This window comes from Anoxybacillus andreesenii (assembly GCF_030813005.1).
GTDB classification, from domain to species: domain Bacteria; phylum Bacillota; class Bacilli; order Bacillales; family Cytobacillaceae; genus Robertmurraya; species Robertmurraya andreesenii.
The window spans coordinates 127380-147110 of sequence record NZ_JAUSTU010000006.1 but is presented as its reverse complement, the minus strand read 5'-3'; the positions used below and the strand labels follow the sequence as shown (position 1 = coordinate 147110).

The following is a 19731-nucleotide window of genomic DNA, read 5'->3' as shown; positions in this document are numbered from 1 at the left end:
TGCGCTATCTAATCACATTAAATCATTGATTCCGACAATAATCAATCATTTTTTGAAATTATAGAAAAATTAAGAAATCCAGAGCGAATAGAATATTCTTTCATATACTGACAAGAAGAATAGCTATTATTTCAAATCTGTTATAGTACAAGCCTAACTGATTTTTTCAAGGGTCATGAATCGAAAAATGATGTGAATAAATATATTTCCTTAAACAAATAATAATGAAAAAATAGAGGTGAGATAGTAATGGGGTTACTGAATGCCTTTAACGAGTGGAAAAACAATCGTTATGAAAAGCATGTTTCGCAAATGAGGGATGAAAATAAATGTCCAGAGTGTTATGGCAGAGGATTTTTGATTTATCCAGCGAATGAATTCGTCTATTTGTCCAATCCGCTAGATTGTCCCGGCTGCAATGGCAGCGGTCTATATTCTGAATGGTCTAATCTAGTATAAATCAGTATACTTTTTATCCAATAAAATAAATTTAACCTACTGATAGCCGTCAGTAGGTTATTTGTATGAGACTCTAGCGTCTATTGCTCTTTGGATCAAATGCATCACGGAGACCATCCCCGATAAAGTTGATACAAAGCACGGTTAATAGTATTGCAAGTCCAGGTGGAACCCAAGCTTCAGGACTATTTCTTAGAATTCTTATACTCTGAGCTTCGGAAATCATATTGCCCCATGTTGGTGTAGGCTGTGGTATCCCAAAACCAAGGAAGCTTAATGCCGATTCGATAATGATATAGGTAGCCATCATTAAGGTAGCATTAACGACGATTGGTCCAATCGCATTCGGAATAAAATGCTTTAGGATAATTCGCATATCACTAACACCTATTGCCTTGGCACCTATAATAAACTCCTGCTCCCGCAATGTGAGGAAAGTTCCCCGTATAATCCGTGTCAGGTTTGGCCAGGAGGTCAGGGCAATGATGCTGACAAAGATAACTACATTCACCTTCTCCAATACTGCAACGATCGTTAGAACAAGAACTAGGAATGGCAGCATGAGCATTAAGTCAGTTGCTCTCATAATAATGGCATCAATCTTACCACCATAGTAACCAGCAATAGATCCCAATAATACTCCGATCACGAGTGTGAAGATCATGGCACTAAAGCCAACGATGAGAGAAATACGCCCTCCATACAATAGACGAGCTAAATTATCCCGACCCGAGCCATCATTTCCAAGTGGATGATCCGCACTTGGTGGACGTTCTACTAAAGACAGATTCGATTTTGTTGGATTCTGATCCGTAATTAATGGCGCGAAAACAACAAGTAGAATAATCACGATCAGCATAATTACACTTATAACAGCAAGCTTGTTTTTCATAAAGCGATTAATGGCAATACGAGTAGGGCTTGTCCCTTTTTCCGCCTTATCTATGACGTTTCCTGGATCAATACTGGTAGTTTGTTGTGGTTTAAGTTCCATTGCATTCACCTCAATCGTAGCGGATTCTTGGGTCAACGATACTATAGAAAATGTCAGCTAATAAGTTCCCTAATAGAACTAAGAAACCTAGCATTAAATTAATCGCCATAATGGTTGGATAATCTCGATTTCCTATAGACTGTAAAAATAATCTCCCAAGACCAGGAAATTGGAAAACACCTTCTGTAATAACGGCCCCAGCCAATAAAGTCCCTACTTCAAATCCCAATAAGGTAATGATGGGGATAAGCGCATTACGAAGAGTGTGCTTGTACAGGACGGATCTTTCGGTCATCCCTTTAGCTCTTGCTGTACGAATATAATCACTTCCTAGTACATCAAGAACCTCGGAACGCATATAACGCATATAAGTAGCTGTTCCCGCCAAACCGAGAGTTAAGCTTGGTAAGATCAGATGACGAATCTTATCAATAAATAATTCAAAGCCTTCCATTCCAGGTCTAGTAACCGTTCCTTGAGCAGGTAGCCAGCCTAGTGTGATAGAAAAAATATAAATCGCCACTAATCCAAAGAAAAAGTTCGGTGTCGCAAGTCCGAAGAAGCCAAAGGCTGTCGCACCATAATCAAGCGGTGTATACGGATGCCTTGCTGAATAAATCCCAATTGGAATTGACACTACAATTGTGATAAACAATGTCATGAGTCCCAAATATAAGGTATTTTCTAGCCTTTCACCTATAAGGTCCGATACGGCTCGTCCCTTAAAAATCATTGATTCACCAAAATCACCACGAATGGCACCTTTAACCCAATTCAAATATTGAATATGGATGGGATCATTTAGACCTAAAGCCTCTCGTTGCTTCTCATATACTTCCGGGTTAATTTTTGGATCTAATCTGCTGGAAAACGGGTCTCCTGGTGCGGCTTTGATAAGGCCGAAGCAAAGGATTGTAAGGACAAAGAGCATTGGGATAAAAACAAGAACTCTTCGGATGATATATTGATACAATGTTGTCCCTCCATTCTAGAAAAGAAAAGAGCGCGGCGCCATACCAAACGCTCTTTTCCATATTTTTGTAGAAGTTATTACTCAGTTACATACCATTTATGTGGATTATTATGGAAGCGGTATGGTAACACTTCTACACCTTGTAAGCGCTTATTATAAGCCCATAGCTTGTTCTTAGCATATAATATTACGGCAGGAAGATCTTCACCGAACATTACTTGCCATTCGCTTAGCTTTTCATTGCGATAAGCTTTATCGAAAGCTTCTGGTGGCTTATTAGCTTCCACTAGCTTTGCATCAGCAGCTTCGTTGTTCCAGCGTGGATAGTTGTAAGGAACATCTGATCTCCAAATACCGCCTGGGTCTGGATCATCGCTAGCTAAAGACCATCCAATTAGGAATAGATCCCATCCATCTGAATTAACATCAAGATCTTCAAAGTATACAGCTGCTTCTTTTGGTTGTACTAACTCAACCTGAATTCCTACTTCTTGAAGGAATTCTTGGATAATTGGAGCAGAACGCTCACGGTCTTTGTTTCCTAGTGGATAGTTAAGATTTAGTACCCACTTATTTCCTTGTGGATCTTCACGGAATCCATCTCCGTCTTTATCAACATAACCAGCTTCATCTAATAACTTTTTAGCTTGATCTGGATCATGCTTATATTGAGGAGGATTCTTATCATCATAAGCATCAAATTGTGTTGCGATCGGAGAATTGATAACCGATCCTTTTCCATAGAATAATCCTTCCATGAGGGCTTCACGGTCAATCGCATAAGCAATTGCTTGACGTACCTTTGGATCTTTAACCTTTGGATTTTCTTTCCACTTTGATTTGTCCATGATCGGTCCATGATTCATCATGAAGCCCATGATTTGATAACCAAAGTCTGGTTGCTCAACAATTTCGATATTTGGCATTGCAGCGACTGTTTCATAGTCTGCAGCTGCAAATCCGTTTGGATCCGCTACGAAATCAATTTCACCATTTTCTAACAAACCAAGGATAACCGCTTGGTCAACAACCTTCCAAACAACTTGATCCAAGTATGGCTCACCTTGCCAATAATCAGCGTTCTTAGCAAGAACATATTGCTCACCTTGAACCATTTCAGTAAACTTGAATGGTCCAGTACCAATAACTTTTCCTGCTTCACGAGATTCTGGAGCAGAAGGCATATCCGCAATATCCATGCTACCAAAAATATGCTCCGGAATGATTGGGAATGCTGCGTCACCTAAAGCCTTTACGTTTGGCTCTTTAAACTTGAACGTAACTGTATGATCGTCTACTTTAACGACACCTTGGAATTCTTGTGAAGCACCTGTACTATATTCGTCATAGCCTAATAGGTTCTCAGCAATGTAAGTACGAATTCCCCCAGCTTCAATATATCCAGGGCTTGCAAGCATCTTATATGTGAACACAACGTCATCTGCCGTAAATGGTTCTCCATCATGCCACTTTGCATTTTCTTGAAGCTTGAATGTCACTTCAGATTGATCATCGTTAAATGTCCATTCTTTTGCTAGGCTTGGGATAAACTCAAGATTTTCATCTTGTCCAACTAATCCCTCATAAATGAAATCAATAATATTTGCTTCATATGCTTCTTCATAGAAAATTGGGTTAAACTGTCCAGATGGAGCTGTATCCATTGCACCCGTTAATGTTCCACCCATTTGTGGTCCTTCAGCTTTTTGCTCTGTTCCTTTCTTACCATCCTTTGGTTCATCACTAGTCTTCTTGCCACCCGAACAAGCAGCAAGGATACCTAGCAAAAGAACAAAGCTAAGTAATAATAACAAACTCTTCTTAAACTTCAAACTATTCACCCCTTTTAATATTTGGAAATCAATTAACTACAAAGCTCTCGATTCTTTAGCAGCACCACCTCCTTTTCAGCAGGCTGTTTTGGTCACTAATTTTGCTTATCATATAAATGACATGCAACATAATGTCCTTCACCTACATGGATGAGATCTGGTCGATCAATTGAACAACGCTCATGGGCCTTTGGACAGCGAGTTCGAAAAGCACAACCTGATGGAGGGTTTGATGGACTTGGCAAATCCCCTTTTAAGATGATTTTTTCGCGTTTATTCACCACATCTGTAGATGGGACTGCAGATAATAGGGCTTCAGTATATGGATGCAATGGAGTTTCGTAGAGATTTTTCTTCGGTGCGATTTCTGCAATCCTTCCTAGATACATAACTGCTACTCGATCACTAATGTGTTTGACTACACTTAGGTCGTGAGCAATAAATAAATACGTTAAATTAAATTCATCCTGCAGGTCTGCCATCAAATTAAGAACCTGGGCCTGAATGGACACATCAAGTGCGGATACAGGTTCATCACATACAACAAATTTCGGATTCAAAGCGAGTGCTCTTGCAATGCTTATCCGCTGTCTTTGCCCACCCGAAAATTCATGTGGGTATTTGAGGCGGGCATCTGGTCTTAGACCAACTTTTTCTAGCAAGGCAATTGCTTTATCTCGACGTTCCGACTTTTTTAGTGATGTTTGTACAAGAAGTGGCTCCTCAATTAATTCCTGAACATTCATTTTTGGATTTAGAGAGGCAAATGGGTCTTGAAACACGATTTGCATATCACGTCGATATGGACGTAGCTGTCGATTAGAAAAGCTCGTGATATCTTCATTTTCAAACAGAATCTGCCCTTCAGTGGGCTCCATTAGACGCAGAATCACACGGCCCAATGTTGATTTTCCTGAGCCAGATTCACCTACAACCCCTAATGTCTCCCCTCTTATCACGCTTAGGCTTACGTCATCAACGGCCTTGACATGCCCAAGAGTACGCTTCAGGACGCCTCCCTTAATAGGAAAGTATTTCTTTATATTTTTTGCTTCTAGTATATAATCCTGATCTGTCTTTTTTTCTAGTTCTCTTTCTACTACTGACACTAGTTAGCCCCCTCATTCATACAGATAGCATCGAACTTTATGCCCTGGCTCTACTTCTCTTAATTCCGGATTCTTCTCACGACATTTGTCCATGGCATGTGGACAGCGATCGGAAAAGCGACAGCCCACTGGAAAGCTATGTGCTGCTGGAACCATCCCCTTGATCGCACCTAATCTATCAACCTCTTTTTCTAGACTTGGTAAGCTCTCAAGTAATCCAGTTGTATAAGGATGCTTCGGATTTAAGAACAGTTCCTCTACCTTCGTTTCCTCCACAATTTGTCCACCGTACATAACCATTACCTTATCGGCATATTCAGCGACAACGCCCAAATCATGGGTAATAAGGAGAACGGCCATGTTGAATTTCTTCTTCATCTCGTCCATTAAGTCGAGAATCTGTGCTTGAATAGTCACGTCGAGAGCAGTTGTTGGTTCATCTGCAATTAATAGTTTTGGGTCACATGAAATCGCAATGGCAATCATTGCTCTTTGTCTCATTCCACCTGAAAGCTGATGTGGATATTCCTTCATCGTTTCTTCTGCTCTTGGGAAACCAACAAGTTTGAGCAATTCTATTGCTTTTCTTTCTGCCTCTGCTTTTGAAATTTTCTTATGTCGAATGAGTGTTTCTTTTATTTGATTCCCAATGGTAAACACTGGATTTAATGCCGTCATCGGTTCCTGGAAGATCATCCCGATCTCTCTGCCACGAATATTTGTCATTTGTTTATCCGTTAAACCAACGAGGTCTTTTCCGTCAAAGAGAATTTGTCCGTTCTCTATTTTTCCTGGTTTATTAATTAGCTTCATGATCGATAGAGAGGTAATGCTTTTCCCACTACCAGATTCGCCGACAAGGGCGACTGTCTCACCTGGATTGACGGAGAAATCTACACCATCTACGGCTTTTGCCACTTTTTTCCCTTCTAAATAGAAGTATGTTTTTAGTCCCTTCACATCTAATAATGTTTTTTGTGTCATTCACTGCACCTCAGCTTTGTATCCACATACTTGTTGTTAGTCATGGATTAGAATTGTGAAAAAATGATTTTTAACAAAACCGTTAAAAATCATAAATATGAACTCAAATAATAATTTGTTAGCAAAAGTATACTATCAGGTTCAAATTTTTGCAATATAGGGAAAAATTGAAGTTGTTATAATTTTCAATTTAATTTCGACTTCCGAAGGAATTTTTATTATTAAGAGGGACGAAAGAAATAGTTTTGAAATAGTTTCCAGAACTTTTTTAGAATAATAAATTAACAGAAAAATCATTTTATTTACTAGTTCTATAATGAATCTTCCCATAAATTCGTCTAATTTTGACATAATATTTACACTTAATAGATTCTCATTCAAAAAATCATTATTTATCTATTAACCTCCTAAAAATACATTTGTATTCATAAAAATTCATCTTTGTAACAATTGAAACTTTTTTTCTCAATGTTATTTCTCCTTATTAAATCAACCCTAACTTCCCTGTTTTCTAATAATTTTTTAGCTCAATTTACTATTGTATGCTTCTCTTCTACTCGACTTTCCTTTGTATGAAGATCACAACAATGAATAATACTATGAAGGCAATAGATTAGTTCGAAAGGATTGTTAGCTGTGCTATCAAGAGACCAAATTTTAGATTTCAAACGAAAACTGGAGCAACAAAAAGAAGATATAGAGGATAGATATGACGTAAATGACCATTTTGGCTTAACATCTGGACATTCCCATGAATCAACGGGGGAATTGTCTTCTTATGACAATCACCCTGCAGACGAAGGGACTGAGCTATTTGAAAGAGGAAAGGATATTGCCTTGAACGAGCATTACCAGGACGAACTGAATGACATCAATAAAGCATTACAGGCTATCGAAGACGGTACGTACGGAAGATGTGAAGTATGCGGAAAAGAAATCCCTCTCGAACGATTAGAGGCATTGCCTAACACCACATATTGTATTGAACATTCACCCGATCAAGTGACCTCCCATGAGCGACCATTAGAGGAAGGGGTCTTAATGCCCCCGTTCGGAAAATTTGATATGGACGAACAGCATGAGTCAGTCTCCTTTGATGCGGAGGATTCATGGCAAGAGGTTGCCAGCTGGGGCACGTCGGAATCCCCATCTGATCTCGTTGATGTACCCGATAACTACGACGAAGTCTATATCGAATCCGATGAAAATGTTGGCTATGTAGAGGATTATGAGAATTTCGTCGGCGTCGATATGGAAGGAAAGAACATTACAATCTATCCAAATGCCCAGCATGAGCGCTATGAGGAGGTCTTAGACGAAGAGGGAATTATGACAACCTTTGGCGACCTCCCCGCATTTGAGCATGAGCCCTATGTAGAGGATAAAGAGGACAAGGATTAATTCCATTGTCCTCTTTTTCATTAAGGCTGTGTCATATTTGATTGTTGATCTTAATATCGCCTTATACATATACGTTCACTAAGTTATTCGTACCGAATAAAACCCGTTCACGTACATGTATAAGGCTGAAATCAACACTGAAGACTAACATAGCTTTTCATTAAAAAAGCAATTCGTATACCTCATTTAACTGATTTTCCCGCTCATTATCGTGAGATTCCTTCGCATGATTAATTTCGTCAGGAAGAATCTTATTTAAAAAATCAATTTGATGAGCTGACAGCTTTCTCACAAATGATTCCTCTGTGGTAAAATCAAACTCCCTTATGATTGAATAGATCTCTTCAGCAGTATCTGAGCGATCAGTGTAATTTGATAATATTTCCTTCAAATACCCTAATGGTTGATTCAATCCATATCCATCCCTTCTATTTTGAGAGTATATCTCTATTGTAGAATGTGCTTATTTAAGGCGATTATAACCTGCAGTTTTTTGTTACCCTCGTTTATCAACAGAAAAAAGTGGTCACAATGATGAGGAAGTTAACCACCGAGGTGATGGGCTGTGCCACCCCATTTGTACTTAAATTTTGTCAGGCTACCACTCTTTTTTCGAATCCTTATTATCGCCTTATTAATTATTTTCACCTTTGGATTTCTTATTTATATCGTAGAACCTGAAACATTCACAAGCCCATTTGAAGGAATATGGTGGGCGATTATTACAGTTTCCACTGTAGGCTATGGTGATATCGTACCGAAGACCACGCTTGGGAAATTGCTCGGAATGCTCCTGGTACTACTAGGAGCTGGTTTTGTATCCACCTATTTCGTCACATTGGCTTCAACCACTGTAAAAAAACAAACGGATATATTAGAAGGGAAAGTCATGTTTAAGGGAAAGGATCATTTTGTTATTGTTGGCTGGAATGAACGCTCAAGGGTTATCACGGAAAAAATTCTAAAGAGCTTATATCATGCACCTGTTATTCTGATCGATCAGAGTTTGGAGAGTAATCCATTTTCAGACTATCGTGTTCATTTTATTAAAGGCAGAGCCCATATAGATGAAACCTTAATGAAGGCAAATATTTATGAAGCAAAAAAAGTCATCATTACAGCGGATCAAAATCTCGATGAACTGCAAGCAGATATGAACTCAATCTTAGCCTTGCTAGCGATAAAAGGCCTTAATCCCCATGCAATCTGTGTAGTAGAAATGCTTACAAATGAACAGGTGCCTAATGCGCAGAGAGCAGGGGCCGATGAGATTATCCAATCCAACCTTATTTCCGCATCCATCATGATGAATTGTCTATCTGCAACAAGGATGGCTGAGCCTCTTGTATCCCTCCTTGAACAGTTCAACGGAAGCCGATTTGTTTTCCGTTCTTCAATCTCCTTTATTGGAAAGAGCTTCATCGACACAAATAAGCTCCTTATAGAAGAAGGATCTCTTTTATTTGGGATAAAAAGGGGAGTGGACACAATCGTAAACCCACCACACCCTTTTATTATTAAGGAAGAGGATATTCTTCTTGTCATCAGCAAGACAGAGAACAGCTAAAGAAGGGGTTCTCTGGCGCAAATACCAATACCTTTTCCCATATTCTTATAATTTTTTGGAAAGGGAGCATCCTAATCTAAGACAAAGTCCCCCTTAGCTTTTCCAAGGGGGACTTGCCTTTTATAATCTCTTTTCCAGCTCTGCTTTCTTTTCCTCGAAGCCAGGTTTTCCAAGTAAAGCAAACATATTGACCTTGTATGCCTCGACACCAGGCTGATCAAATGGGTTCACTCCTAGTAGATATCCGCTCATAGCGCAGGCCTTTTCAAAAAAGTAAACCAGGTAGCCAAAGGTGTATTCATCAAGCTTTGGTACGGTTACGACCAAGTTCGGTACTCCTCCGTCTGTATGGGCAAGGAGCGTTCCTTCAAAGGCTTTATTATTGACATAATCAACGGTTTTTCCAGCGAGATAGTCGAGCCCATCCAAATCACTCTCCGCCTCTTCGATGGTCAGTTCATGACGTGGTGTCTCCACTTTCACAATCGTTTCAAATAGATCCCTTCTGCCCTCCTGCACATATTGACCTAAGGAATGTAGATCGGTGGAGAAATTAGCAGAGGATGGGTAAATCCCCTTCTGATCCTTTCCTTCACTCTCTCCGAAAAGCTGTTTCCACCATTCTGAAAAATATTGTAGGGAAGGCTCATAATTGATGAGCATTTCAATCGTTTTCCCTTTGTTATAAAGAATATTACGAACGGCCGCATATTGATACGCTTGGTTCTCTTCAAGTTCAGAGGCACTGTATTCCTCTCTGGCATCTGCCGCACCTTTCATCATAGCCTCAATGTCCGCCCCACTCACAGCAATAGGTAGGAGTCCGACCGCCGTTAGCACCGAGTAGCGACCGCCTACATCATCTGGGATTACAAAAGACTCATAGCCTTCCTCGTTTGCAAGAGTCTTAAGGGCACCTCTTGCCTTATCTGTCGTCGCATAGATTCGCTTTCGTGCTTCTGCCACTCCGTATTTTTCTTCAAGGAGCTTCCGGAAAATTCGAAAAGCAATGGCAGGCTCTGTCGTCGTTCCTGACTTCGAAATAACATTGATGGAAAAATCTCTTCCTTCTATTACATCCATGACATCCTTCATATAAGTGGAGCTAATATTATTGCCAACAAAAATGATCTGTGGAGTTTTTCGTTTTTCTTTACTAAGAGCATTATAAAAGCTGTGATTGAGCACATCGATAGCAGCACGTGCTCCCAAGTAAGAGCCACCAATTCCGATGACGAGCAAGATCTCCGAATCATTCTTTATTTTTTCGGCTGACTTTTGAATTCGGAAAAATTCCTCTTTGTCATATTCCACCGGTAAATCAATCCAACCTAAAAAATCATTCCCAGCCCCTGTTTTCTCGTGAAGGGAGTGGTGGGCAACTTTAACCAAATCACGTAAATATTCAAGCTCATGTTCACCAAAAAAACTAAGAGCCTTTGTATAATCAAAATGAATTTGTGACATAATGGCCTCCGTCCAAAAATTTAATATTTGGCTGTTTTCATAACTTTTTTATGGTCCTAATGCCGTTCTTGTGAAAAAAGCCTTCTATATAAGCCTATCCATTCATGCTGGATTTTTTTCGTCTCGCTTTGAATTTTAGAGTTGTTTATAAGGAAGCTTTGTAAATCGCCAGTACATCCTCACGATTCAATTTCTTAAAGCGACCAAATTCTCCATTTATCATCGCTTTGTCTGCCATTATTTCAAGTTTGCTGTCATCAATGTCGTAGTCTGCTAATCGTGCTGGCGCGCCGATACTACTCCAGAATTCGCGAAGCTTTTCGATTCCTTCTAATCCTGCTTCTTCGGCTGTCTTGCCCTCAGGGTTGACGCCAAACACCCGAACTGCCAGCTGCTTGAAGCGTTCTGGCTTGACGTGAAGATTATGCTTCATCCAGTTTGGGAACAGGATGGCAAGTCCTCCGCCATGGGGAATATCATAGACAGCAGAAACCGCATGCTCAATATTATGTGTTGCCCAATCGCCCTGATATCCCATTGACAACATACCATTCAAAGCCATCGTTCCATTGTACAGAATGGTGGCACGATCCTCGTAGCTCTCTAAGTCATTCAAAAGCTTCGGCGCAGTTTCCATCACTGTGATAAGAAGCGATTCACACATCCGATCCTGAAGCAATGTATTCTCCTCTAAATGGAAGTAGTGCTCGAATACATGGGACATCATGTCAACAATTCCATAAACCGTTTGATTTCTCGGCACTGTATATGTATTGACTGGGTCCAAAATCGAAAATCTCGGGAAGGTTGCCGGGCTTCCCCAGCCGTACTTTTCATTTGTCTCCCAATTTGTAATGACAGAGCCCGAATTCATTTCTGACCCTGTTGCCGCAAGTGTCAATACCGTTCCAAATGGAAGTGCTTCCTTAGCAAAAGCCTTTTTTATCACTAAATCCCAAGCATCCCCGTCGTATTTCGCACCAGCAGCAATCGCTTTCGTACAGTCAATCACACTTCCTCCACCAACTGCCAATATGAATTCGACTCCGTTGGATTTACAAATTTCAACACCTTTGCGTACAGTCGATATTCTTGGATTTGGTTCCACTCCAGATAGCTCATATAATTCTACATCTATTTCTTTTAAAATTTGAACAACCTTATCGTAAAGGCCGCTTTTCTTAATACTTCCGCCCCCATAAACGAGAAGAACCTTTTTGCCGTATGCTGGCACTTCTGTTTTCAGCTGTTCTAATTGTCCTTTTCCAAAAATTAATTTAGTCGGATTCCAGTATGTAAAATTTTTCATGATGTTTCCTCCCTTCTTTAATTAACACTTGGCTGTTTTCGCACGGATTGTGGTTCTGGAATGTCCTTAATACCGGCCATTCCGTTTCATACTAGGTGTGCGATACGCAAAGATTGAGCAGCACTTTTCTCCGTTGTTTCTACAGATAGACTGCATCAAACATCGTTTCCTCCAATTATTTGTTATTCAAAAACAACAATGTTTGAGAAAAGAGCCTAACACTTTTATTATCATTTATCTATTTTCGAATGGCAAATAATATAATACGCAAAAAATCCTTGCACTTCGGCAAGGATTTTTAAAAGATAGGGCCTATTATATGTTGTTGTTGTTCTATATACCGCCTTATACGTGTACGTTCTCTAAGTTATTCATACTGAATAAAACCCGTTCACGTACACGTATAAGGCTACAATTAACATTATCTAAGACTAGCTTAATATTTTCTTGATTCGTTCAATCGCCCAGTCTAAATCCTCTTCACTAATCACAAGTGGTGGTGCGAAGCGGATGACCGTATCATGGGTTTCCTTACAAAGTAAGCCTTCATCTTTTAGCTTTTCACAATATGGACGTGCTGCTTCATGTAACTCGACACCGATGAATAGTCCACGGCCACGAACCTCTTTAATGATTGAATTATTGATTTCCTTGAGCTTCGCTTTGAAGTATTCCCCTAGACGAAGGGAACGTTCAGCCAATTTTTCTTCTACTAGAACATTGATTGATGCAATGGAAACGGCGCAGGCCATCGGATTTCCACCAAATGTCGAACCGTGGGAGCCTGGGTTAAAGACCCCAAGAATGTCCTTATCCGCAACTACGCAAGAAATCGGAAATACTCCTCCACCCAGCGCTTTACCCAAAATGTACATATCAGGGGTGACATTCTCCCATTCACAGGCGAACATTTTCCCAGTTCGAGCTAACCCAGCTTGGATTTCATCTGCGATAAATAGAACGTTGTTTTCTTTACATAATTGATAAGCAGCCTTTAGGAAGCCCTCAGGAGGGATCACAATCCCCGCTTCTCCTTGAATTGGCTCAATTAGAAATGCCGCTGTGTTTGGCGTAATCGCAGCCTTTAGAGCATCTAAGTCGCCGTAAGGAATGAGCTTAATCCCCGGGAGCATCGGTCCAAAGCCACGCTTATATTCTTCATCCGAGGATAAGGAAACAGCTGTCATTGTGCGACCGTGGAAATTTCCGATACAAGCGATAATTTCTGCCTGATTATCGGCCACTCCTTTTACATCATATGCCCATCTACGTGCTGCCTTAAGCGCGGTTTCAACTGCCTCCGCACCTGTATTCATCGGGAGAGCCATATCTTTATCGGTGAGCTTACAGATCATTTCGTACCAAGGGCCAAGCTGATCATTGTGAAACGCACGTGAGGTTAACGTTACCTTATCTGCTTGCTCCTTAAGTGCCTCGATAATTTTCGGGTGACGATGGCCTTGGTTTACCGCAGAGTATGCACTGAGCATATCCATATATTTATTGCCTTCCGGGTCCTCCACCCAAACTCCCTCTGCTTTAGAAATAACAATCGGTAGAGGATGGTAGTTGTTGGCTCCGTATCGATTGGTTTGTTCAATAATAGACTCTGTTTTGTTTGTAACTGTCATATGCTGGCACTCCTTTTCTTCTATATATCACTTTCTTCTACAAGTTCAATACATTTCTGATGTTGTCTTTGCCTGCATATGAAGAAGCAGGTAGTCTGGACCGCCAGCCTTGGAGTCGGTCCCTGACATATTGAAGCCACCAAACGGCTGATAGCCAACAATCGCTCCAGTACAGCCACGGTTGAAGTAAAGGTTTCCGACATGGAAGTCTTCACGAGCCTTTTGGATATGCTCGCGGTTTGTCGTGATCACAGCACCTGTTAGACCGTATTCCGTATTATTGGCAATGTCAATCGCCTCATCGAAATCCTTTGCTTTCGCAAAAGCGACGACAGGTCCGAAGATTTCTTCCTTCATTAAGCGTGCTTCCGGATCTAGATCTGCAAATACCGTTGGCTTGATGAAGAAACCAGTCGAGCTGTCTCCTTCTCCACCTGCCATGAGACGACCTTCCTCTTTGCCAATTTCGATGTAGCTCATGATTTTATCAAAAGCTGCTTGGTCGATGACAGGTCCCATGTAATTGTTTTGATCCACTGGGTTTCCTTGTGTTAACGCATTAGTTAGCTCAACCACACGGTTAAGAACCTGATCATATACATCCTCTACGACAACCGCACGGGAACAAGCAGAACATTTCTGTCCGGAGAATCCAAAAGCAGAGGCAACGATCGATTGCGCCGCAAGCTCAAGATCGGCTTCCTTGTCCACCACAATCGTGTCCTTACCACCCATCTCCGCAATGACACGCTTCAACCAGATTTGGCCGTCATTTAGTTTCGAAGCCCGTTCGTAAATTCTAAGACCAACGTCACGGGAGCCTGTGAAGCTAATAAAGCGAGTATCCTTATGGTCCACTAAATAGTCTCCAACCTCAGCCCCACTTCCTGGCACAAAGTTCAGTACGCCAGCAGGTAAGCCTGCCTCCTCCATCACTTCGACAAATTTTGCCGCTACGACTGGAGTTGTCGATGCCGGCTTCAAAAGTACCGTATTCCCTGATACAATTGCCGCCACCGTCGTTCCTGCCATGATCGCCAATGGGAAGTTCCACGGCGAAATAATTACGCCAACACCGAGCGGAATATAGTCATAACGGTTATATTCATTGGGACGGCTGTTGACTGGAACACCGTCTTTGATTCGAAGCATTTGTCGTGCATAGTATTCGAGGAAGTCAATCGCTTCAGCTGTATCCGCATCCGCTTCTCTCCACGGCTTACCCGCTTCCTTCGTCAATAGAGCAGAGAACTCATGCTTGCGACGACGAATAATGGCAGCTGCTTTGAACAGGACATCCGCACGCATTTCAGGCTTCGCCTTTCTCCATGATTGAAACGCTTTCACCGCAGCCTGCATCGCTTTCTCTGCAAGCTCCTTGTTTGCCTTTGACACACGACCGATGATTTCCTCTTTGTTTGCTGGATTAATAGAAATGATTTTGTCCTCGGTTGAGATTCGCTCTCCCCCAATGACCAAATCATAATCCTGACCTAAATAGCCCTCGACTGTATTCAAGGCTTGAAGATAGCCTTCTCTTTCCTTTTCTACCGAAAAATCGGTAAACGGTTCATGCTTATATGGCTGTACCATGTTTTATCCCCCTTTTTTAAAATCATTCATTGATTAGATATGCAAGAATTATGCCAATTTCAAAAGGCTGTTGTAGATGGTATTTTTGTTTAATAGAGCAAAATAATTTTGCCCTTCTAGGCAATCTTTTGCAAAAAAACCTTGCACTAGCTAAAATGGAGAATGAAAGTAGGGAGATATTATGGAAGCTAATAATCTAAAGGATATCATATTTGAAAAAATCCTTGATTCGATCGATGTTGGTGTACATGTCGTCGACTCCAATGGAATGACGATTTTTTATAATCGAAAAATGGGTGAAATTGAGGAGATGAAGATAGAGGATGTTCTTGGAAAAAACATTCGCGAGGTCTTCTCTTTCCATAAAAATGGAGATAGCACGCTGCTCAGGGTACTGAAAAGAGGAACAAAAATCTCCAATGTGCGCCAATCGTATTTTAATAATAGGGGCCAAGAAATTACGACAATTAATAATACCTTCCCGATCGACAAGGACGGTGCACTAATCGGGGCGATGGAAATTGCCCGCGATGTTACAAAGATTGAAAAAATGATTCGAGATAACATCTTAAAAGGAGATACGAGGTATACCTTTGATAGTATCATTGGGCGGAATGATGCACTCTTAGAGGTTATTGAAGCAAGTAAGCGAGCGACAAGGACCAATTCCTCCATTCTCATTATCGGTGAAACCGGAACAGGAAAGGAGCTCTTTGCTCAAAGCATTCACAACGGCAGCAGTCGCTCCTCAAAGCCCTATCTCTCTCAAAATTGTGCCGCCATCCCAGATACATTAATGGAAGGAATCCTCTTCGGAACCAAAAAAGGGGCTTTTACAGGCGCAGTCGATCGACCTGGCTTATTTGAACAGGCCAATGGCGGTACATTGCTCCTTGATGAAATCAATTCGCTTGATTCTTCGCTGCAAGCAAAGCTTTTGCGTGTCATCCAGGAGAGAACCGTCCGCAGAATTGGGGATACAAAGGATGTCCCTGTCGATGTACGCATCATCGCTACGATTAACGAGGACCCGATCGATGCCATTACTACTGGAAGACTGCGAAAGGATCTATTCTATCGACTAAGTGTTGTTTCGCTCTTCATTCCCCCTTTACGAGAAAGAAAGGATGATATCGAAGAGCTCATTCACTTTTTTATAAAAAAATACAATCACTTGTTTCGGATGAATGTTGCAGGAATGGAAAAGGGGCTCATGTTAAGATTAATGGAATATGACTGGCCAGGAAATGTTAGGGAGCTAGAGCATATAATTGAAGGAGCAATGAATCTAATTGACCAAGAGGAGTTCATCACCTCATCCCATCTCCCTATCCATCTGCGACAAAGGCCGCAATTTCGCAAAGAGGAAATGAACTTAGGCGCAGCGAAAGAAGAAGGAAAATCACTTGATGCTTTCCTTCGAGAAGCCGAAATCGTTTTTTTGAAAAGAAGCTTGGGGCAGCATGATGGGAATATTACAAGAACAGCCAAATCATTAGGAATGAGTCGACAAAACCTGCAATATCGCTTGCGGAAATACAATATTCGAGCTGATTTGCGGTAAGTTGAGGATTTTTGCGAAAGCAGTATTTCCAGCCTTTTTGATCGAAAAAACCGGGCAGCAAATTTTCCACCCGGTTTTCCATTCTTATCTTTGAGATTGTTCAATCCATTCTTGAAGCTTATCTTTAAGTGTATTGAAGCCTTGCGGAGTTTCTTCCTGCTTGAATGCTACTGCTGCTTGACGCTTGCGTGGTTTTTTTGCCTTTGGAGCTTCTGTACGTACAGGTGCTTCTTGAGTCGCACGAATGGATAGGCCAATTTTTCCTGCTTCCTCATCAATAGATAACACCTTAACTGTTACTTCATCTCCAACTTTTAAATGCTCATTGATATCCTTAACAAAGCCATGTGTCACTTCAGAAATATGAACAAGACCTTGAGTATTTTCACCAATTGCAACAAACGCACCATAAGGCTGTATACCAGTCACCTTTCCTGCAATAACACTTCCTACTTCGATTTTTTCTGTCATGAGAACACTCCTAAATATGATTTATTTTTTATACTTTTCCCTACTCCTTAGGCGATTACCCTGCAACCTTTTATAGGGGACCCACAGAGCATAACCACACTTGAGAAAAAAATAGGGCAGACTTTTATCACCGTTCGATTATACGTCTGTCCCCCAAATTTTTAAGAATGATTTAACTAAGGGAAGTTCACTTTATACGCAATAAAAAATTATATCATAAGTAGGAGAGTTTGACAAAAGACACAATTTGGCTTCTGTCCGTTCAAATCTTCAAATTTCTCAGATTGTCTATGAAGGCGTTTAATTTAAGTTATTTTTGACTTCTTAAAGTTAGCATATTTATTTCGGGTGGATTCAAGAATCGGAACTTCAAAAAGAAAATCGCATCACTGCTCCCAAGGCCGGTGCTTACATATTGCTGTACTCTTTGATAGTTCCACAATCCTTTGACCCGATCCTGCGGAGGAAATAAACCGCCCCAAGGGTAATATGGATCAGGAACGAATAGCGCACCGATGATTGGCAACCGAATTTGCCCGCCATGGTAATGACCTGCCATAATTAAATCATAGTTGTGAAAGGTATATTTCTCATCAGCCTTTAGATCATCGATTTTTGCATCAGGAATAGGGTAGTGGTTTAGAGCAATCAGGACGTCTGAATCGGTCAAGGTGTTCAATGTGGATAATTTTTGTAAAAGCTGCTGTTGCTTAGGGCCAATTTTAATCTTGCTTCGTCCTTGATCAACTTTGGTCCGAATTGAGTTCTCAAAATAGGTAAAATATAATGCAGCATCATCTCGTTTTACTGTTTGGACGGAATCCAGTAGCTGAACTCCTCTTTCCTCCAATCCCTTAACAAAATCATCCTTTTCCTTCGGATAATCCGAGCCAAGAATATAGCTTTCCGGATCCGTATTCCCAGGAACAAAAAAGGCAATCTCCTTGTTGTCGATCCCCTCCAATAATGTATAAACTGGTTCATAATTTGTACTTTTCGGATCATCAAGCAAATCTCCAGTAAAAACGATAGCATCATAATCAACCGAATTAATGGCTTCCAGCAATTTTTCCTGATGATCCCCAAACTTCCTTTCATGAAGATCCGTGATTTGCAGGATCGTGAAGCCATCGAATTCTTCCGGCAGACTATTGATTGAAATGGTTTCTTGGACGGTGATGATGCGGTTGTTGTCGTGGATGGTGTAGATGCTTAATAGGATAATACAAACGGTAAAGACCATTCCGATGAGAAGGAATAATTTTTTTCTGATTGGAATTTTCACAATGTTACGTTCTCTCCTTGATTTTAGGCACTAGGTTTCCATCTGAAAGGAAATCCTTTTTTTCTATTATATAGATTTCTTAATTTCCTATTTAGTGGTTTTTCCAATAGGACATGAATAATTGAACCAAAAATAATCGAAAAGACGATCAATAAAATGGCCAGCAAAAAATTAGGGATTTTCAGGATTGTCATAGAACTAAGGATAATGCTTAATGCTGACATACACGTGAAATGTGTTAAATAAATGGAAAATGAGGCATCTCCTAGAAATTTGGCCATTTTTGGTATTGTAATTTCTCTCTGTAGATCAATGGAAGAAAACCCAATAAGTAAAAAGATTGAAGATATGGTTGTTGTTATTTGCAAGTCTATATTAAAATAACCAAATTCTTCATTTATCCATGATAGCGGGAAACCGATTAATCCCGTAAAAATCATCACCTTTGATATACCCATTTGAATTGGTATTTTTGTAACCAAATAGGCACAAGCAACTCCTAATAAAAAGATCAAATTATTAAAACTAAATAAGAAGTTGATGAAATAATGCGAACTCTTTAGCACTTCTATGCTAAAGAGTAATGAAAGAAATCCCCATACAGCCGGAATAAATACTGATACAAATTTTTTTTCAAAGAAAGATAGGGAAATAATTAAATAGAAAAAAACCGTATGCGATAAGGACCAAGCCACACTTAATATTGGATATTCATCATCTGGATAAAGGAGAAACGAAGCGATGATATGACCGATGTGCCTCTCATTTCCTGAACCTAAGCTTGGAAAGATAAAATACACAGGCAAAATACAAAGGGTTAATATCCAATAAAACGGATAAATACGTATGAATCTCTTGTATAAGTAATCCTTAACTTTTCCTTGATTTCCAAAATCCTTATGGTATAGGTAGTAGACCATAAAGCCTGAAAGGGCAAAAAAGTAGTACACTCCACCAGAACGTGCAACATGTGGCAAATGTAAGAAATCGTAATGGAAGTAGGTAGCCATAAAAGCTTTTGCATGTAATAAAATCACAAATAGCGGCACTAACGCTCTAGAGAACTGGATTAAGTTTAATTGCTTTCTCATA

17 protein-coding genes are annotated in these 19731 nt (G+C 40.4%); 4 read left to right on the top strand and 13 right to left on the bottom strand.

Translation table 11 applies throughout. The features are described from left to right. Positions 1-249 precede the first annotated feature (249 nt). Positions 250-459, top strand: coding sequence for a methionine aminopeptidase (locus tag J2S07_RS08325; RefSeq protein ID WP_307149960.1), 210 nt, complete (start codon positions 250-252; stop codon positions 457-459). Between the two features lie 73 nt (positions 460-532). Here J2S07_RS08325 and opp4C read toward each other — a convergent pair whose 3' ends face one another. From opp4C to J2S07_RS08300, 5 genes are all read right to left on the bottom strand, one after another. Continuing rightward, positions 533-1453, bottom strand: coding sequence for an oligopeptide ABC transporter permease (opp4C, locus tag J2S07_RS08320; protein ID WP_307149959.1), 921 nt, complete (start codon positions 1451-1453; stop codon positions 533-535). 10 nt (positions 1454-1463) lie between these two features. Then, on the bottom strand, positions 1464-2426 hold the full coding sequence (locus J2S07_RS08315) for an ABC transporter permease (protein ID WP_307149958.1): 963 nt from the start codon (positions 2424-2426) through the stop codon (positions 1464-1466). A gap of 77 nt (positions 2427-2503) precedes the next feature. After that, positions 2504-4267: a peptide-binding protein gene (locus J2S07_RS08310; protein ID WP_370872802.1), complete on the bottom strand. Its 1764-nt coding sequence runs from the start codon at positions 4265-4267 to the stop codon at positions 2504-2506. A gap of 86 nt (positions 4268-4353) precedes the next feature. Then, positions 4354-5367, bottom strand: a complete 1014-nt coding sequence (locus J2S07_RS08305) for an ABC transporter ATP-binding protein (RefSeq protein WP_307149956.1) — start codon at positions 5365-5367, stop codon at positions 4354-4356. 12 nt (positions 5368-5379) lie between these two features. Then, positions 5380-6351 carry an ABC transporter ATP-binding protein gene (locus J2S07_RS08300; protein ID WP_307149955.1) on the bottom strand — a complete coding sequence of 324 codons (972 nt, stop codon included), beginning with the start codon at positions 6349-6351 and terminating at the stop codon, positions 5380-5382. Positions 6352-6987: 636 nt separating this feature from the next. On the opposite strand from J2S07_RS08300, the gene J2S07_RS08295 reads away from it, so the two are divergent. Further along, on the top strand, positions 6988-7752 hold the full coding sequence (locus J2S07_RS08295) for a TraR/DksA C4-type zinc finger protein (RefSeq protein ID WP_307149954.1): 765 nt from the start codon (positions 6988-6990) through the stop codon (positions 7750-7752). A gap of 160 nt (positions 7753-7912) precedes the next feature. Here J2S07_RS08295 and J2S07_RS08290 read toward each other — a convergent pair whose 3' ends face one another. Beyond that, a complete protein-coding gene (locus J2S07_RS08290; protein ID WP_307149953.1) occupies positions 7913-8164 on the bottom strand; it encodes a sporulation protein in 252 nt (83 codons plus the stop codon). Positions 8165-8317: 153 nt separating this feature from the next. Between J2S07_RS08290 and J2S07_RS08285 the strand changes: the two genes are divergently transcribed. Continuing rightward, a complete protein-coding gene (locus J2S07_RS08285) occupies positions 8318-9319 on the top strand; it encodes a potassium channel family protein (protein WP_307149952.1) in 1002 nt (333 codons plus the stop codon). A 120-nt stretch (positions 9320-9439) separates the two neighbouring features. Here the strand turns inward: J2S07_RS08285 and J2S07_RS08280 are convergent, their stop codons facing one another. From J2S07_RS08280 to pruA, 4 genes are all read right to left on the bottom strand, one after another. Then, complete coding sequence (locus J2S07_RS08280; protein WP_307149951.1) at positions 9440-10786, bottom strand: glucose-6-phosphate isomerase; 1347 nt, start codon at positions 10784-10786, stop codon at positions 9440-9442. A gap of 145 nt (positions 10787-10931) precedes the next feature. Continuing rightward, positions 10932-12095 carry an iron-containing alcohol dehydrogenase gene (locus J2S07_RS08275; protein ID WP_307149950.1) on the bottom strand — a complete coding sequence of 388 codons (1164 nt, stop codon included), beginning with the start codon at positions 12093-12095 and terminating at the stop codon, positions 10932-10934. Between the two features lie 431 nt (positions 12096-12526). Beyond that, positions 12527-13726, bottom strand: a complete 1200-nt coding sequence (locus J2S07_RS08270; RefSeq protein ID WP_307149949.1) for an ornithine--oxo-acid transaminase — start codon at positions 13724-13726, stop codon at positions 12527-12529. A 45-nt stretch (positions 13727-13771) separates the two neighbouring features. After that, the gene (gene pruA / locus J2S07_RS08265; RefSeq protein ID WP_307149948.1) at positions 13772-15319 is read right to left on the bottom strand and encodes an L-glutamate gamma-semialdehyde dehydrogenase; all 1548 of its coding nucleotides are present in this window, start codon (positions 15317-15319) and stop codon (positions 13772-13774) included. Between the two features lie 181 nt (positions 15320-15500). On the opposite strand from pruA, the gene J2S07_RS08260 reads away from it, so the two are divergent. Continuing rightward, positions 15501-16883 carry a sigma-54 interaction domain-containing protein gene (locus J2S07_RS08260; protein WP_307149947.1) on the top strand — a complete coding sequence of 461 codons (1383 nt, stop codon included), beginning with the start codon at positions 15501-15503 and terminating at the stop codon, positions 16881-16883. A gap of 84 nt (positions 16884-16967) precedes the next feature. Here the strand turns inward: J2S07_RS08260 and yugI are convergent, their stop codons facing one another. The 3 genes from yugI to J2S07_RS08245 all read right to left on the bottom strand — a co-directional run bounded on the left by yugI (position 16968) and on the right by J2S07_RS08245 (position 19730). Next, the gene (gene yugI, locus J2S07_RS08255) at positions 16968-17354 is read right to left on the bottom strand and encodes a S1 domain-containing post-transcriptional regulator GSP13 (protein WP_307149946.1); all 387 of its coding nucleotides are present in this window, start codon (positions 17352-17354) and stop codon (positions 16968-16970) included. Positions 17355-17664: 310 nt separating this feature from the next. Next, a complete protein-coding gene (locus J2S07_RS08250; RefSeq protein ID WP_307149945.1) occupies positions 17665-18639 on the bottom strand; it encodes a metallophosphoesterase in 975 nt (324 codons plus the stop codon). Between the two features lie 23 nt (positions 18640-18662). Beyond that, positions 18663-19730 carry an acyltransferase family protein gene (locus J2S07_RS08245; RefSeq protein ID WP_307149944.1) on the bottom strand — a complete coding sequence of 356 codons (1068 nt, stop codon included), beginning with the start codon at positions 19728-19730 and terminating at the stop codon, positions 18663-18665. Position 19731: the final 1 nt, after the last annotated feature.

What these genes read in the sequence shown, in the direction of transcription:
- J2S07_RS08325 (WP_307149960.1), top strand. Translation starts at nt 250, where the DNA reads ATGGGGTTACTGAATGCCTTTAACGAGTGGAAAAACAATCGTTATGAA.
- opp4C (WP_307149959.1), bottom strand. Translation starts at nt 1,453, where the DNA reads ATGGAACTTAAACCACAACAAACTACCAGTATTGATCCAGGAAACGTC.
- J2S07_RS08300 (WP_307149955.1), bottom strand. Translation starts at nt 6,351, where the DNA reads ATGACACAAAAAACATTATTAGATGTGAAGGGACTAAAAACATACTTC.
- J2S07_RS08280 (WP_307149951.1), bottom strand. Translation starts at nt 10,786, where the DNA reads ATGTCACAAATTCATTTTGATTATACAAAGGCTCTTAGTTTTTTTGGT.
- J2S07_RS08275 (WP_307149950.1), bottom strand. Translation starts at nt 12,095, where the DNA reads ATGAAAAATTTTACATACTGGAATCCGACTAAATTAATTTTTGGAAAA.
- J2S07_RS08270 (WP_307149949.1), bottom strand. Translation starts at nt 13,726, where the DNA reads ATGACAGTTACAAACAAAACAGAGTCTATTATTGAACAAACCAATCGA.
- pruA (WP_307149948.1), bottom strand. Translation starts at nt 15,319, where the DNA reads ATGGTACAGCCATATAAGCATGAACCGTTTACCGATTTTTCGGTAGAA.
- J2S07_RS08260 (WP_307149947.1), top strand. Translation starts at nt 15,501, where the DNA reads ATGGAAGCTAATAATCTAAAGGATATCATATTTGAAAAAATCCTTGAT.
- yugI (WP_307149946.1), bottom strand. Translation starts at nt 17,354, where the DNA reads ATGACAGAAAAAATCGAAGTAGGAAGTGTTATTGCAGGAAAGGTGACT.
- J2S07_RS08245 (WP_307149944.1), bottom strand. Translation starts at nt 19,730, where the DNA reads ATGAGAAAGCAATTAAACTTAATCCAGTTCTCTAGAGCGTTAGTGCCG.